Source organism: Nocardiopsis sp. CNZ308 (genome assembly GCF_004217075.1).
The window spans coordinates 4,811,453-4,826,167 of record NZ_SHKJ01000001.1 but is presented as its reverse complement, the minus strand read 5'-3'; the positions used below and the strand labels follow the sequence as shown (position 1 = coordinate 4,826,167).

The 14,715-nt window shown below is 73.0% G+C and carries 12 protein-coding genes; 7 read left to right on the top strand and 5 right to left on the bottom strand.

The window, feature by feature from the left end; translation table 11 throughout:
- Positions 1-86: 86 nt before the first annotated feature.
- Positions 87-569 (bottom strand): hypothetical protein, encoded by a 483-nt coding sequence (locus tag EV372_RS20645; RefSeq protein ID WP_130397342.1) that lies wholly within the window; start codon positions 567-569, stop codon positions 87-89.
- Entirely contained in the window at positions 566-1,996 is a 1,431-nt protein-coding gene (locus tag EV372_RS20640; RefSeq protein WP_253797352.1) for a helix-turn-helix domain-containing protein, read from the bottom strand. Before EV372_RS20640 ends, EV372_RS20645 begins: the two co-directional genes overlap by 4 nt.
- Before the next feature lie 573 nt (positions 1,997-2,569).
- Between EV372_RS20640 and EV372_RS20635 the strand changes: the two genes are divergently transcribed.
- The 7 genes from EV372_RS20635 to EV372_RS20605 all read left to right on the top strand — a co-directional run bounded on the left by EV372_RS20635 (position 2,570) and on the right by EV372_RS20605 (position 11,583).
- Complete coding sequence (locus EV372_RS20635; protein ID WP_130397340.1) at positions 2,570-3,715, top strand: methyltransferase domain-containing protein; 1,146 nt, start codon at positions 2,570-2,572, stop codon at positions 3,713-3,715.
- Positions 3,716-3,884: 169 nt separating this feature from the next.
- Positions 3,885-4,400 carry an ATP-binding protein gene (locus tag EV372_RS20630; RefSeq protein WP_130397339.1) on the top strand — a complete coding sequence of 172 codons (516 nt, stop codon included), beginning with the start codon at positions 3,885-3,887 and terminating at the stop codon, positions 4,398-4,400.
- Positions 4,401-5,075: 675 nt separating this feature from the next.
- The gene (locus EV372_RS20625; RefSeq protein ID WP_130397338.1) at positions 5,076-6,107 is read left to right on the top strand and encodes a ketoacyl-ACP synthase III; all 1,032 of its coding nucleotides are present in this window, start codon (positions 5,076-5,078) and stop codon (positions 6,105-6,107) included.
- Positions 6,104-6,940, top strand: a complete 837-nt coding sequence (locus tag EV372_RS20620) for an SDR family oxidoreductase (RefSeq protein ID WP_130397337.1) — start codon at positions 6,104-6,106, stop codon at positions 6,938-6,940. The genes EV372_RS20625 and EV372_RS20620 overlap by 4 nt, the downstream gene beginning before the upstream one ends.
- A complete protein-coding gene (locus EV372_RS20615; RefSeq protein ID WP_130397336.1) occupies positions 6,933-7,676 on the top strand; it encodes an AfsA-related hotdog domain-containing protein in 744 nt (247 codons plus the stop codon). Before EV372_RS20620 ends, EV372_RS20615 begins: the two co-directional genes overlap by 8 nt.
- A 9-nt stretch (positions 7,677-7,685) precedes the next feature.
- Positions 7,686-9,521 carry an acyl-CoA dehydrogenase family protein gene (locus EV372_RS20610; RefSeq protein ID WP_130397335.1) on the top strand — a complete coding sequence of 612 codons (1,836 nt, stop codon included), beginning with the start codon at positions 7,686-7,688 and terminating at the stop codon, positions 9,519-9,521.
- A 169-nt stretch (positions 9,522-9,690) separates the two neighbouring features.
- Positions 9,691-11,583 (top strand): alpha/beta hydrolase family protein, encoded by a 1,893-nt coding sequence (locus tag EV372_RS20605; RefSeq protein ID WP_130397334.1) that lies wholly within the window; start codon positions 9,691-9,693, stop codon positions 11,581-11,583.
- Between the two features lie 108 nt (positions 11,584-11,691).
- Here the strand turns inward: EV372_RS20605 and EV372_RS20600 are convergent, their stop codons facing one another.
- The 3 genes from EV372_RS20600 to EV372_RS20590 all read right to left on the bottom strand — a co-directional run bounded on the left by EV372_RS20600 (position 11,692) and on the right by EV372_RS20590 (position 14,611).
- Positions 11,692-12,462, bottom strand: a complete 771-nt coding sequence (locus tag EV372_RS20600; RefSeq protein ID WP_130397333.1) for a MerR family transcriptional regulator — start codon at positions 12,460-12,462, stop codon at positions 11,692-11,694.
- Positions 12,463-12,647: 185 nt separating this feature from the next.
- A complete protein-coding gene (locus tag EV372_RS20595) occupies positions 12,648-14,159 on the bottom strand; it encodes a DEAD/DEAH box helicase (RefSeq protein WP_130397332.1) in 1,512 nt (503 codons plus the stop codon).
- Between the two features lie 248 nt (positions 14,160-14,407).
- The gene (locus tag EV372_RS20590; protein ID WP_013152309.1) at positions 14,408-14,611 is read right to left on the bottom strand and encodes a cold-shock protein; all 204 of its coding nucleotides are present in this window, start codon (positions 14,609-14,611) and stop codon (positions 14,408-14,410) included.
- Positions 14,612-14,715 lie beyond the last annotated feature (104 nt).

Genomic DNA, 14,715 nt, shown 5'->3' with positions numbered 1-14,715 from the left:
GCTCCGGCACGCGCCCCGGAACCGGCCCATACCGCCCCGCCCCGTCACGCGCCGCGCGGGACGGGGTGGGGCGCCGGGTGTCCGGTTCAGTCCCGCCGGACCCCCTCCGGCCAGATGACCTCCACCGGCACGCCCCTCACCCGCGCCGCCTCGACCGCGTCGGCGGTCCCGCCTCTGCCGTCGCCGGGCTGGCCGTCCCAGACCGCGAACATCAGCTCCACCCAGTCCAGGACGGCCTCGTTGGCGTCCTCGTAGGCGGCGCGGTCCGCCCGCCGGTGCGGCATGTAGCGCACCAGGGAGGAGCGCACGAGCAGGTCGTCGAAGCGGTCGAGGTTGGCGGGCTTGACCTTGGCCTCGCGGTAGTCGGCCGAGGGCAGCACCACCTCCAGTCTGCCCCCGACCTCCAGCACAGCCTCGGCGAAGAGCTGGTCCGCGCCGCGCGCCAGGCAGGAGACGCCGACGAGCCTGTCGTCGGCGTAGGGGTCGAGTGCCGCCACCAGCGCTTTGCGCACCAGAGTGACGCTGTCGCCGGAAAGATTCGAATGACCGGTGATTCCGATACGAGTCACGTCATCCCTTTCACATTTCGCTGATGGTGCAGCAGCGTATGTGATAACTCGTCCCGGACCGCGGCCACGTGCGGGTCGCGGTGGTGCGTGGCGGACTCGGTGTACCAGTCGCGCAGGCGCCTGCGGACCCTGCCCGAGCCCAGGGAGGGTTCGAGGGCCGCGGCCTGGCGCACCACCCGGGCGGCCTCGGCGGGCTCGTCGAGCAGCAGGTAGGTGCGGCCCAGCCCGATGAGGTCGAAGGCGCGGCCGCGCTTGCCGGAGGGGGCGCGCAGCTGGAGCGCCTTGGTGATGTAGGCGGCGGAGGACTCGGCGTGCCTGCGCCGGGCGCCCGGGTCCTCCTGGAGCACGGCGAGGTCGCGGTAGCGGGCGCCGACCACCCCGGCCAGTTCGGCGTGGTCGAAGCCGCCCACCCAGTCGGGCACCTCCTCGCCGTTGGCGCCCGCCAGGAGGTCCTCGGCCTGGATGACGGTGCGGCGGTAGGCCTCCGACCTGCCCATCCGCGCGTAGGACCAGCCCTCGCGCGTGCGCAGCATCGCCCGGACGAGCGCGGGGGCGCCGGTGGAGTCCGCGCTGTCGAGCGCGAGGCGGGAGATGTCCAGGGCGTCCTCGGGCCGGTGCAGGTCGAGCATCTGCCGGGCCATGTCGGCCAGGACCCCGACGCCGTAGGGGCGGTGTTCGGGCCCGGCCTGGTGGAGCGCGCGCAGGGAGAGGGTGTAGTACCGCTGCGCGGTGGGGTGGTCTCCGGCGTCGAAGGACATCGAGGCGACGGTCTTGGACAGCTCGGCCATCACCGCGAACAGGCGGCTCTGCACGGAGGCGGGCTGGGGGGTCTCCACGAGTTCGGACACCTCCGAGAGCTGTCCGACGACGGCCTTGCGGCGCACGCCCAGGCGCCACCTGTCGTTCCAGTGCCGCAGCGCCACGGTGGCGGCCTCGATGCGCCCCAGTTCGGCCTCTCCGATGGTGCCGCGGACCAGGCCGGGGGCGGCCGGGCCGGGCAGCAGCCAGTGTTCCAGCGTCTCCGTCAGCGCGGCGCCCATCAGGAGCGCGCCGCCGACCGCGAATGCGTCTCTGCGTTTCATCAGGTCCTTCAGCGTGATGTCGACGATGTCCTGCGCCGTTCTGGACGCGGACCATAAATCGCCTTCTTGCAGAGAGGATTCTGTCCAGGAAACGCCCTTCGAATACTCGTCACCCGAATCAGCGAGGCCCAGGGCCCGGCGGGCCTCGGACGGCATGGCCAGGCCGTCGGCGATGCGCTGCCACGTGCTGAGCGCGGTGACCAGGCGCCTTCCCGCCATGATCGCACTCACGTGTGGCTGGGCCATGTCGACGGCGGAGCCGATCGTCTGCTGGCTGGCACCGGTGTGCTGTCGGACGAGCCCGAACAGGGCCCCGGCGTCGTGCTCGGCCAGCGAACGCAGCACGTCGGCACGGGCCCAGAAAGCCCGTGACGGGGAAAGACGTGGACCGACCTGGGATTTCGTCATGCATACCGCCGGTGTATATCGGCACGGAATTCCGTCCTCGTGGACGAACGGCGTTACATCTTCCGTAGTAATCCTTACCCGGAAACTCCCGTCCCCGTAATGGACGCAAGACCCTGGTTCGTCCATGCCGGGGGCACCCCCCGAGGAGAAGAGCGTGACCTCCACCCCACAGGCAGGGCACGGCGGCGGCACGGGCCACGGGTCCGGAGCCGGTGTCGGTGCTGTTCACACGAGTGACGCGCGCTTCCGGCGGCGCGGAAGGCACGACCGGAGCGGGCGCTGCGGACACCCCGGATACGCCGGACACGCTCCGTCCGCCGGACTCCCCGGACGCGATGGAAGCGTCGAGCGCCCCGGGCACGCCGAGCGCGCTCCGTCCGCCGGACACTCCGGACCTGTCGGATACGGCGAGCGCACCAGGTACGGCGGACGCGTCGGGCACGCCGGGCACGCCCGGCGTGCCCGGGGCGTCAGCGCACAGTGCGTCAGACGGTGCGGGAGGTGCGGCAGATGATCCCCCCGCACGAGAGGATGGTCGAACGCCTCGTCGAGGAGGGCGCTCTGGCCGCGGAGTGGCGCGGGGCCTTCGCGGCGGTGCCGCGGCACCTGTTCCTGCCCGACGAGATCGCCGACCCCGACACGGGCGTGCCCGTCGACCGCTACCGCGGCGAACTGCGGTGGCTGGAGGCGGCCTACGCCGACGTTCCCGTCGTCACCCAGGTCGACGACGGCGCCCGTTACGGCCCCGGAGAGCCCACGTCCTCGTGCCCGGCGCCGTCCTCGGTGGCCGAGACGGTGCAGCGGCTGCGTCTGGCGCCGGGGATGCGGGTGCTGGAGGTGGGCACCGGCAGCGGGTACACCGCCGCCCTGCTCGCGCGGTTCCTGGGCGACGACGCCGTCACCTCGGTGGAGATCGACTTCGAACTGGCCGAACAGGCGCGGGTGCGGCTGATGAGCGCGGGCCTCACACCTTTGGTGGTCAGCGGGGACGGCATGCGCGGCTGGGCCGGGCGCGCGCCCTACGACCGGGTGGTCAGCGCGGTGACCGTGCAGCGCGTCCCCTACGCCTGGGTGGCGCAGTGCCAGCCCGGCGGACGCGTCCTGACGCCGTGGGGCACCGCCTTCCACCACGGGGTGACGGCCGATCTCGTGGTCGGCTCGCACGGGACGGCGCACGGCAGGTTCACCGGGCACACCGACCGCATGTGGGCGCGCGCGGACCGCACCCCGCGCCACCTGCTGGAGACCTACGTCCGGCCGGAGGACGACGAGTACACCACGACGTGTTCCCGGCTGCATCCGGGAGAGGTGGTCGGCGACTCCGACGGGGCCTTCGCGGTGGGGTTGCAGATGCCGGACGTGCACCGGATCGTCCGGCTCGGGGGCGGCCCCGAGGACCCGCGGTTCACGGTGTACCTGCTGGACTCCTCGACCTGGTCGTGGGCCTCCTGGCACATCGACCCCGGGCACCGGGACCGGGGCTACGAGGTGCGCCAGCACGGCCCCCGCAGGCTGTTCGACGAGTTGGAGGCGGCCCACCTGCTGTGGGTGGAGGCGGGGCGTCCCGCCCACACCCGGTTCGGGCTGACGGTGTCGGCCGAACACCAGCTGGTGTGGCTGGACGACGAGGCCACGATCTTCGCCGCCATGAGGTGACGGGGCGGGTGGAGCGCCGGAACCGGGACCGCGTGCTCCCGGGGCCTTCCGGGGACGCCACGGCACGAAGGCACACGGACACGAGAGAACACCAGGACCCGACGGACCGTGGAGGCCGTTCCCGTGGGAACCGCCCGTGCGGCCGTCGCACGAACCGAGGAGAAGACAGATGACCGTCCTGCCACGCCCACGACGACCGCTCGACCTGGACAGACGCTGGAAGCGCCGCAGCTACTCCGCCAACCTGGCGGCCATCCGCAGAGCCCGGGCCGACCTGCGCGCCGACCTGTCGCGGATCTCGGGCGCCGACGGGGAACTGGTCGCGGCCGTGGTGCTGTGCGCCAGCGAGATGCTGACCAGCGCCATGGGGCGGGTCCTGCCCGGCGGAAGCGGGGCGGAGGTGGTGCGCACGCTCGTGCTGCGCCATGACCCCGGTGGTCGCCGCGTCCTGCGGCTGTCGGTGGCGGACCGGTGGATTCCGGGCGCCCTGGCGAGCGTGCCGGGTCCGGAGGCGGACCAGGACTGGCGGGAGCTCGCGCTGGGGCAGGGGCTGCTGCTCATCGGCCACTTCTCCGCCCGCTGGGGAACCCGTCGGGCCGGTGCGCCGGGAGAGGACGGGGGCCGCGTGATCTGGGCCGAGTTCGACCTCGCGCCGCGGTGGAGCCCGCGCCCGGTGGCGGCGTAGGGGTGCGGGCCCCGGGTTGGAGCTGGGCCCGGGGCCGCGGGCCCAGAGCCGTTCAGCGGTGACTCCTCCTCCCGGTCCGTTCCCCGCGCCGCCGCAGGCGGCCGCCGCGCCGGTCCTCCTCCCCTGCGGCGCAGGTTCCCCGTCCAGTCGCGACGTGCTCCTCCGCCATGGGGCCCGGCACGTGAGCGGGAGCCGGGCGGCGGAGTCCTGTCCAGGTGCGCCCGGCACCCGCGAAGCGCCGGCGGCAGACCGTTCCCATGTCATCTCGCCCACATATCCACCAGCTAGGCACCCGCCGTGTCCGGGCGTTTCGTCCTAGGACGGAACTCCCCCGGAGAAAATGTTCTCCCCGCGGCCCGGAACCGGATACAGCCCTTTCCCGTACAGGAACAGGCCGGGGCCCGAACCCCCCGAATTCCCAGAACGAACCGGGCCCCCGAACCCGCCCGCGCCCACCGAAACAACGGAGAACCACCCTCGAAAACCCTTCCGCACGCCCGGAATCCGCATGGTCACCACAGCCCACCTGACCTCCCGACTCCTGGATCCACAGCACCCCCGGAGGAAACGCCCTCCCTCTTCGCCTACCAGGAGTAAAGGAGTTTTTCCGCGGCATCCGACGGGAATGATCCTTTTTGCTCTCCCCTTTTCCCCGCCCAGCGCCCTGGAGCCCCCTTGCCCGTTCGAATATCAGGAGTAGGCGAATACCTGCCCGCAGAAGAGGTTTCCAACGAGCGGATATCAGAGCACGCGGGAGTCTCCGCGGAATGGATAAGCCAGCGCACGGGGGTGCTGGCGCGCAGGCGCGCGGCCCCGGACGAGGCGACCTCGGACCTGGCCGCGCGGGCCTGCGAGCGTGCGCTGGCCTCCGCCGGACTGCGGCCGGACCAGGTCGGGCTGATCGTCAGCGCCACGTCCCTGCCCGACGAGCTCGGCCCCTCGGTGGCCTGTCGGATCCAGAGCCGCATCGGCGCCCGCGACGCGGCCGCCATGGACGTGGGAGCCGCGTGCAGCGGATTCCTGTACGCGCTCGAGGTCGCGCGGTGCTGGCTGCACGCCAGGCCGGGCTCCCCGCCCGCCCTGGTGGTCGGAGCCGAGGTGTACTCGCGTTTCGTCGACCCCGCCGACCGGGCCACGGCCTCCCTCTTCGCGGACGGGGCCGGAGCCGTGGTGCTGACCTCGGGGGACGGCGGGGAGGGGCTGTTCCCCCTCCGGCTGGGAGCGGACGGGTGGGGGGCCGACCTGGTCGGGGTCTTCTCCGGGGGCACCCGGCGCCCGGCCTCCCCGGAAACCGTCGCCTCCGGCGGCCACACCATCCGCATGAACGGCAGGGCCATCAGCGACTTCACCCTCCGTGTGCTGCCGCGCATGGTCCAGGAGTGCCTGGAGGAGCACGCCCTCGCTCTGGATGACATCGACCTGGTGGTATCGCACCAGCCGAACCCGCTGCTGCTGGCCAGGGCCTGCGCGCAGGCGGGAGTGCCCCCCGAACGGGTCCTCATCACCGGTGACCTCGTGGGCAACATCGGCGCCGGATCGGTGCCGTTCGGCCTTGCCCGGGCCGAGGCCACCGGACGCCTGCGCGAGGGGGACCGCGTCCTGCTCATGGCCTTCGGCGCCGGCATGACCTGGGGCTGCGGCCTGCTGACCTGGACCGGGACCGAACGCGGCCGCACCCGCGGCGAAGACGGAGGAGATCTCACATGAGCGTCACGCAGGAGTTCCGCCTCGACGGTGCCAGGGCACTGGTCACCGGTGCCTCCCAGGGCATCGGCCGGGCCACCGCCCTCGCGCTGGCCGAGGCGGGGGCGCACGTAGGGCTGTGCGCGCGCAACGGACCGGCCCTGGAGGAGGTGGCGCGGGAGATCTCCGGCCTCGGGCGCGAGGCCGTGGTCGTGCCCGGGGACCTGAGGGAGCCGTCGACGGCCGCCGACGCCGTGGAGGCGACCGCCGCGGCCCTGGGCGGGCTGGACCTGCTCGTGCACAACGCGGGCGGCCCCCACACCGACGCCGACGGGAGCATGGTCCTGCGCCCCGTCACCGAGACCTCGGACGAGGAGTGGCGGGGGGTCGTGGACCTCAACCTGCTGGCCGCGGTGCGGCTGTGCCGCGCGGCCCACCCCCACCTGCGGCGCTCCGAACGCGCCTGCGTCCTGCTCATGTCCTCCGCGGCGGCGCTCGTCGCCGTTCCGGGCATGGAGTCCTACGGGGCGGTCAAGAGCGCCCTGCTCTCCTACACGCGTTCCCTGGCCGTGGCGTGGTCCGGGGACGGGGTACGCGTCAACGCGCTGTGCCCCGGCTGGGTGCGCACCCAGCTCACCAGGCCCGTCCACGGGACCGAGGCCATGGCCGGGGCCGCCCTCGCCAACGTGCCGATGCGCCGGTGGGGAGGGGTCGAGGACGTCACCGGCCCCGCCGTGTTCCTCTGCTCCCCGGCCGCGGCCTTCGTCACCGGCCAGTACCTGGCGGTGGACGGGGGCCTGTCGGCCTTCCCCGCCATGCCCCAGCCCGCGCCCCCTCAGGAGGCCCCGCATGGATGAACGGTTCTGGGTCGTCGGCGACGGGTTCCCCACGCCCCGGCTCCACCCCGAGATCAGAACCTACCGGGAGGTCCTCCACGCGCTCCGCACCGGCGAGCTGCGCGAGGGGTACCTGCTGCCCGCCCTCGGCGTCGGCCCCCGGGACTGGGAGTACCTGGACCAGGCCGTCGCGGAGGCGGGGCGGTCGCGGACCGTGTTCCTCGACGCCCCTCCTCCCGCGCCGCTCCCGCGCGCCGAGGTGCTCAAGACCATCCAGGAGAACGTGGTCATCGCACGGCCGCGGGTGAGCGGCCACACGGTCGGGTGCGACCTGGTGGTCGCCGACGGCAACGAGATCATGCACGACCACACCGCCGAGCGGCAGCACCTGCCGGGCATGCTGCTCATCGAGGCGGGTATCCAGGCCACGACCTGGGCCACCCGGGCACTGTACCCGTCCGGGGAGGGGCGGCTCCCCCCGTACCCGGTCATGCACGAGTGCGCGTTCGAGTTCGAGCGGTTCCTGTTCTGGCTGCCGGTCGAGGTCCGCGTCACCCTCGTTCCCCAGGGGCCGGCCTCCGGCGACAGACGGCCGCTGCGCGCGGAGGTCTCCTACCTGCAACAGGGGCGTGTCGCCGCCACGGGACGTTTCTCCTTCCACGCCTTCGACCCTCCCGACATCCACCGCATAGAACAGAGTCAGTCACGGAGGGTGATCGAAAGCGCCCGCGACGAGAGCCGGACCGCGTCCGGCTGAGGAGGACAGATGCCACCGACGACCACCGGGGAGCGCGACCGGCTCCGCGCGCTCCTGCACGGCGCGCCCCGCGGTGGGGCGGAGATCGCCGCCCTGTTCGACCACCCGGTCTTCGCGCCGACCGACTTCTCCTCCGCCGAGGAGTTCCACCACCTCACCTACGAACGCCTGCGCGTCCTCAACGGGCGCGTCGGAGGGGGCAGGCAGGCCCTGCGCTCGCCCGAACGACTCCTCGACGTGCTCGGGCACGCCGCGGTGGTCGACCCCTCCCTCTTCCTCCGCGCGATGGTGCACTACGAGGTGTGCCTCAACGCCGCCCTCACCCTCGGCGACGACAACCCCGGTCTGCGCGAGGCCGTGGACCGGCTCGACGACCTCTCCTCGGTCGGCAGCGTCCTGATCACCGAGGTAGGGCGCGGCGGCAGCCACGTCTCCGTGCGCACCCGGGCCGAGTACGACCCGAGCCTGCCCGGCTTCAGGATCACGACCCCCGAACCGGAGGACGCCAAGTTCATGGGCACGGTCGGGACCCCCGGGATCGCGCAGACGGGCCTGGTGTACGCACAGCTGTGCACCGGCGGCGGCCAGCACGGGGTCTTCCCCTTCCTGGTCGACATCAGCGACGAGCACGGACCCCGCCCCGGCGTACGGGTGACGCGCCTGCCCCACAGCGGTGTCTCCCCGCTGGACCACTGCCTGGTCTCCTTCCGGGACGCGCCGGTACCGTTCGGCCGCTGGCTGCGGGACAGCGCCGGGATCTCCCCGCGGGGGCTCTTCGAGGAACCGCCCTCCCACCGGGGCGGACGGCTCACGCGTTCGCTGGCGGTCTCCTCCGCGGCCTCGGCGGCCGGCGCCACGGCCCTGGCGGCCGTGACCCGGGCGACCGCCGGCATCTCCTACCGGTACTCGCGGCACCGGGTCACGGTGAGCGCGCACGCCGGGGAGGTGCCCGTCATCGGCTACGGGATCCAGCAGGAGTCCGTGTACGGGGCGCTCGCCGCCGCCTACGCCACCACCTTCCTGGTCCGCGGCGCACGCGCCCGCGGCGGTCCGCCCCGGGTCGGACCGGAGGGCGGCGGACGAGACGGCGGCGCGGCGGCCTGGACCCCCTGGGCCTCGGTGAGCCGGGAGCTGTCCCTGGCCAAGACCGCGGCCACCGAGGCGGCGGAGAGGGCCTGCGCCGAGTCCCGGCGGCGCTGCGGCGCCCAAGGCGCCCTGGACGCCAACAGGATCTCCTCCTACGAGGCCCTCACCCACGTCTACAACAGCGCGGGCGGGGAGAACCGGCTCATCCTCCTGGACGTGGGGCGCGCACTGGTGCTGGAGGAGGACGGGGAGCGGCCCCGCCCGGAGCCTCCCCCGGGCCGCTCTCCGGGGGACCCGCGGATGTGGTCGTACCTGTTCGCCGAGGACGAGCGGCGCCTGCTCGCGCACGCCCGCTCCGTCCTCGGCGGCTCCGCCGGGGCGGTCGCGCCCCCGCGAGAGTGGGACAGGCACCTGTGGCTGCTGCTCGCGCTCGCCTCCGCGCACTCGCGGCGGGTGGCCTTCGAGTCCTTCGAGGAGGCCGCGGCCCCGCTCGCCGGGTCACCCGCCGGGGAACTCCTCTCGCCCCTGTTCGGGCTGTGGTCGCTCGACGCCATCGGCGACCGGGCGGCTGAGCACCTGGCCCACGGCAGCCTCACCCGCGAGGAGTACCTGGTCATGCTCGACCTGCGCCGGTCCCTGCTCGGCGAGGTCGACGCGGAGGCGCTCGTGGACGTACTCGACCTGCCGTTCGAACAGATCGGGGCGCCGATCGCGTTTCCCGACTACTCCCGTCGGCTGGGCGCGGACGGCCGCCCGTGACGGCCGCCTCTCCCGGAGCCGCGCGCCCTCCGGTGAACGCCGGACGTCCTCCCCCGATCCGGAAAGGTGTCTCCCGTCACACGCGCGGGTTGTTGAGTGTGCCGCGTCGGCATGGTTTCTCCTGATCTTCGGCTCCCCTGCCTCACCGAGCACGAACGAGAGGAACGACATGGCACTGCCCGACCTGATCCCGGTCGAGGACTTCTTCAGCCCGCCGGAGCGCGCTGACGCGACCATCTCGCCGGACGGCGCGCGGATCGCCTACCTGGCGCCGTGGAAGGACCGGCTCAACGTCTGGGTCCAGGACCTGGACCCGTCCGGGGGCTTGGACGGCGAACCGCGCTGCGTGACCGCCGACGAGACCCGCAGCGTGCAGAGCTACCAGTGGACCGACGACCCCCGCTGGCTGCTCTACCTCCAGGACAGCGGAGGCGACGAGAACTGGCACCTGTTCCGGGTCGATCTGGACGCGCCGGGTTCGGCGGCGGTGGACCTGACCCCCTTCCCCGGCGCCCGCGTGGTGAGCTTCGAGCCCTCCCGGGGACGGCCCGGAAGGATGACCGTGTCGCTCAACGCCCGCGACGCCGCCGAGTTCGACCTGCACGAGTTGGACGTGTCCACCGGCGAGCTCACCATGCTCGCCCAGAGCCCCGGCGCCGCGAGGATCTGGACGCGGGGGCGGGAGGGCGAACTGCTCTCCACCACTCTCAACGAGAACAGCGACTTCGAGGTCTCCCGTCACGACTCCGCGACGGGCACCACGAGCGGCGTCCTGGTGTACGAGGGCGCCGACTACCCGCTGGGGGTCTTCCCCGCTCAGGTCACACCGGACGGGACCGGCATGTGGATCGGCTCCAGCCGGGGCACCGACCGCACCCGCCTGGTACGGGCCGACCTGTCCACGGGTGAGGAGATCGAGGTGGACAGCCACCCGGACTTCGACATCGACACGCGCGCACAGGTCTCCACCCTTCCCCCGCCGCTGATCCTCGACCACCGGGGGGAGCTGCTGGGCGTGCGCTACCTGGGCGAGCGCCAGGTCGTCCACGCCCTGGACCCGCACTTCGCCGAGGTGCTGGCCAACCTGGAGAAGCTGTCCGAGGGGGATGTCGCGGGCCTGTCGTCCGACACCGGCGGGCGGAGGTGGGTCGTGAGCTTCACCCACGACCGCGACCCGGGCGCGACCTGGTTCTACGACCACTCCACGGGCGAGTCCCGTCTGCTGTTCCGCCCCCACCCGCACCTGGACCCCGACGCGTTGGCGCCGATGACGGCCGTCACGATCCCCGCCCGGGACGGGCTGGAACTGCCCTCGTACCTGACCCTGCCGGTGGGCGTGGAACCCGAGAACCTGCCGATGGTGCTGATGGTGCACGGAGGCCCGTGGGCGCGGGACGCCTGGGGTTTCGACCCGACCGTGCAGCTGTTGGCCAACCGGGGCTACGCGGTGCTCCAGGTCAACTTCCGCGGCTCCGTCGGGTTCGGCAAGGCCCACATGAAGGCCGCGATCGGCGAGTTCGCCGGGAAGATGCACGACGACCTCATCGACGCCGTGGACTGGGCCGTCGCGCGGGGTTACGCCGACCCGGACCGGGTCGCGATCTTCGGCGGCTCCTACGGCGGCTACGCCGCCCTGGTCGGGGTCACCTTCACCCCCGACCGCTTCGCCGCCGCCATCGACTACGTCGGCATCTCCGACCTGGCCAACTTCATGCGCAACCAGCCGGCGTTCGTGCGGCCCGCGCTGGCCAACAACTGGTACCGCTACGTGGGCGACCCGGCCGTCCCCGAGCAGGAGGCCGACATGCTGGCCCGCTCACCGATCACCAGGGTGGACCGGATCACCGCGCCGCTGCTGGTGGCGCAGGGGGCCAACGACGCCCGCGTGGTCAAGGCCGAGTCCGACAACATCGTCGCCGCGCTGCGCGAGCGCGGCGTGGACGTGGAGTACCTGCTCAAGGAGGACGAGGGACACGGGTTCGTCAACCCGGAGAACCAGCTCGACCTCCACCGCGCGGCCGAGCGCTTCCTCGCCCGCCATCTCGGCGGACGCCGGAACTGAGCCCGGCCGGGCCCTGGCCGCACGGGGGCGGCCGGGGCCCACCCCCTCCACCGCGCCCCCGGCCGGGCAGGACCGGCGGCCCGCGGGCACCGCGGGCCGCCCGACCGGTCAGGACCGCTGGCCGGTCTGCCGGTCGGCCTGCTGTTCGGCCTCAAGCTCCGCCGTCGCCGCGCGGGAGAGACGGTCGAGGACGTCGAGCTGGGCGGGGTTGTACAGGTCGTTCAGCGCCGTGGTGAACGCCTGCGCGGCCTTGTGCCGGTCGATGGCCGTCGTGGCCTGGGAGATGCGCAGCTCCGGACGGTCGGACAGGACGTCGCGGGAGGCGCGCCACAGCCGTTCGGCGAGCTCGTGCCGGGTCCGCTCGTCGGCGTCGGTGGGCAGGTTGTTGAACTCCTCGTCGGAGGCACCGGAGCCGTAGGCCCGCGCCAACTCCGTGAGGGCCCGCTGCGTCTGCGGCGTGAACAGGCGCGCTATGACCGCGGCCAGCGAACGGTCGGCCTCGGTCATGGCGATCCCGGCGGTGGCCAGGGCCATGTCGGGTGGTAGTTCGGTCGGCCCGGACCCGCGCAGCGCCAGGGCCAGCTCCTCGCGCATCCGCCGCAGGCGTTCGATGGCCTGGGCGAGTTCGTCGTCCAGGGCCCGCAGCTCCTGCTCGGGGTAGGCGTCGGCCTCCCCCATCTCCGCGATCTGCACCAGGGAGAACCCCAGGTCCGACAGGCGTTTGACGCGCAGGACCCGCACCAGGTGCTCGACCTTGTAGCGCTTGTAGCCGTTGGCGCCGCGCTCGGGCTCGTCCAGCAGACCGACCTCGTGGTAGTGCCGCACCGTCCGTAAGGTCGTTCCGGCCAGTTCGGCCAGTTGACGGGTGCTCCACGCCATGACGGTCCCCTCCGCGCTCACGGTCCGGCGGTCTTCGCTCCACCGGGAACGCTAGTGCAGACCCCGCGCTCCACGACCCGTACCGCGTGTGCGGTCGTCGTGGGACGAGGACCGCGTGCCCGCCCGGGAGTTGCACGGCCGGGCACACGGCGCCCGCGCACCGGCGACCGGTGCACGGAGTACTCCTAGGCCGGACGGCGGGGGCCGCGGCGGCGCGAGGCCGACCCGCCGCCCGAGGCCGCCCCACGCGCGGACGATCCGCCCCGCGGGGCCGACCCGCGCGACCCGCCGCGCGAGCCCGGACCGCGACCGCCCTGGCGGCGCTGCTCCTCCCGGGGAGCGCTGGGCAGGGTCACCGGAACGCCGGAGGGCTCACGGGCCCCGGTCACCCGGGCCAGCTCGGGGTCGCCGGCGCTCACCTGTGCGACGCGCGCGTCGATCCGGGCCATGCGCATCAGCCTGTCCATGTCCCGCCGCTCGCTGGGCAGCACGAGCGTGACCACGCTGCCCGTCTGGCCCGCGCGCGCGGTGCGCCCGCCCCGGTGCAGGTAGTCCTTGTGGTCCGTGGGCGGGTCGATGTTGACCACCAGGTCCAGGCCGTCCACGTGGATGCCGCGCGCGGCGACGTTGGTGGCGACCAGCGCGGTCACCGTGCCCTCCTTGAACTGCTTGAGGGTGCGGGTGCGCTGGGGCTGGGACCGGCCGCCGTGCAGCGGTGCCGCCCGGACGCCGCTGTTGAGCAGGTGCTTGGCCATCCGGTCCACGGCGTGCTTGGTGTCCAGGAACAGGATGACCTGCCCGTCGCGGGCCGCGATGCGGGTGGCGGCCTCCTGCTTGTCCATGTGCGACACGTGCAGGACGTGGTGCTCCATGGTGGAGACGGCGCCCTCGGACGGGTCCACCGAGTGGACCACCGGGTCGTTCAGGAACCGGCGGACCAGGGTGTCGACGTTGCGGTCCAGGGTGGCCGAGAACAGCATGCGCTGGCCCCCGGTCGGCACCTCCGTCAGGATCGCGGTGACCTGCGGCATGAAGCCCATGTCGGTCATCTGGTCGGCCTCGTCCAGGACGGTGACGTCCACCTGGTCCAGGACGCAGTCGTCGCGCTCCATCAGGTCGCGCAGGCGGCCCGGGGTGGCCACGACCAGCTCCACGCCCTGACGCAGGGCGCGGGACTGGCGGCTGATGGGCATGCCGCCCACCACGGTCGTCGTGCGCACGCGCAGCGAACGGGCGTAGGGGGCGAGCGAGTCGTTCACCTGCTGGGCGAGTTCACGGGTCGGCGCGAGCACCACTGCCAGGGGGCGGCGGGGCTCGGCCACGCGGCCCTCCAGGCGGGCCAGCAGCGCCAGCCCGAAGGCCAGGGTCTTGCCCGAACCGGTCTGGCTGCGGCCCAGGACGTCGCGTCCGGCCAGCGAGTTGGGCAGCGTCGCCGCCTGGATGGCCGACGGGGTGGTCAGGCCCTGGCGGGCCAGCGTCGACTTCAGCTGCGCGGGCATCTCCAGGTCCTCGAAGGCGTGGACCGGGTCGAGCGCGGGGGTGGTGGAGACGGGGAGCGCGAACTCCCCGGAGGAGCGTCCTGCCGAACGTCCGCCGAAGCCGCCGCGCTGGGGGCGGCCGCCGGACTGGTGGGGGCGCTGACGGCCGTAGCCACCGGAGGGACGGCCACGACGCGTGTTGGTGCGGGGTTGGTTCATATGGGGCCTTTCGCCGCCGACGCGTGCCTGGCGGGAAGCCCTCGGGGGCTTCGGCGTGTGACACCGGGTGTGCGCCGGAAAGAGTCTTGGGATCCACGGCCCGCACGGAGAACCCGGGGTCGTGGCACAGGACCGGACCAGCGCCTGTCGGAGAACGACGGCCAGATGAGCGGTCCGGGAAAAACAAAACCGGGGAGGGGCCGCCGCCGCGAGGGCGGGCCCCTGCCCCGGAAGGAGTCTCAGCTCAGTCAGATCAGGGTGATGTTGTCGGCCTGGAGGCCCTTGGCACCCTGGGTGACGTCGAACTCGACGTTCTGGCCCTCCGCGAGCTCACGGTAGCCGTTGGCCTGGATGGCGGAGTAGTGGGCGAAGACGTCGGGGCCGCCGCCGTCCTGCTCGATGAAGCCGAAGCCCTTTTCGCCGTTGAACCACTTGACCTTGCCGGTCGCCATGGGTGTTCCTCTCGTTCGGGAGTATGAAGAAAACCGCGGTCTGACGATTTTCCCGTCACTGCGGCAATAACCCGAAAAAGATGTACATCCAACGGGAATCACGA

Excerpts from the sequence above, each read along its gene's own strand:
- EV372_RS20630 (WP_130397339.1), top strand. The coding sequence starts at position 3,885 with ATGACCGTCCTGCCACGCCCACGACGACCGCTCGACCTGGACAGACGC.
- EV372_RS20600 (WP_130397333.1), bottom strand. The coding sequence starts at position 12,462 with ATGGCGTGGAGCACCCGTCAACTGGCCGAACTGGCCGGAACGACCTTA.
- EV372_RS20590 (WP_013152309.1), bottom strand. The coding sequence starts at position 14,611 with ATGGCGACCGGCAAGGTCAAGTGGTTCAACGGCGAAAAGGGCTTCGGC.
- EV372_RS20595 (WP_130397332.1), bottom strand. The coding sequence starts at position 14,159 with ATGAACCAACCCCGCACCAACACGCGTCGTGGCCGTCCCTCCGGTGGC.
- EV372_RS20605 (WP_130397334.1), top strand. The coding sequence starts at position 9,691 with ATGGCACTGCCCGACCTGATCCCGGTCGAGGACTTCTTCAGCCCGCCG.
- EV372_RS20615 (WP_130397336.1), top strand. The coding sequence starts at position 6,933 with ATGGATGAACGGTTCTGGGTCGTCGGCGACGGGTTCCCCACGCCCCGG.
- EV372_RS20620 (WP_130397337.1), top strand. The coding sequence starts at position 6,104 with ATGAGCGTCACGCAGGAGTTCCGCCTCGACGGTGCCAGGGCACTGGTC.
- EV372_RS20635 (WP_130397340.1), top strand. The coding sequence starts at position 2,570 with ATGATCCCCCCGCACGAGAGGATGGTCGAACGCCTCGTCGAGGAGGGC.
- EV372_RS20610 (WP_130397335.1), top strand. The coding sequence starts at position 7,686 with ATGCCACCGACGACCACCGGGGAGCGCGACCGGCTCCGCGCGCTCCTG.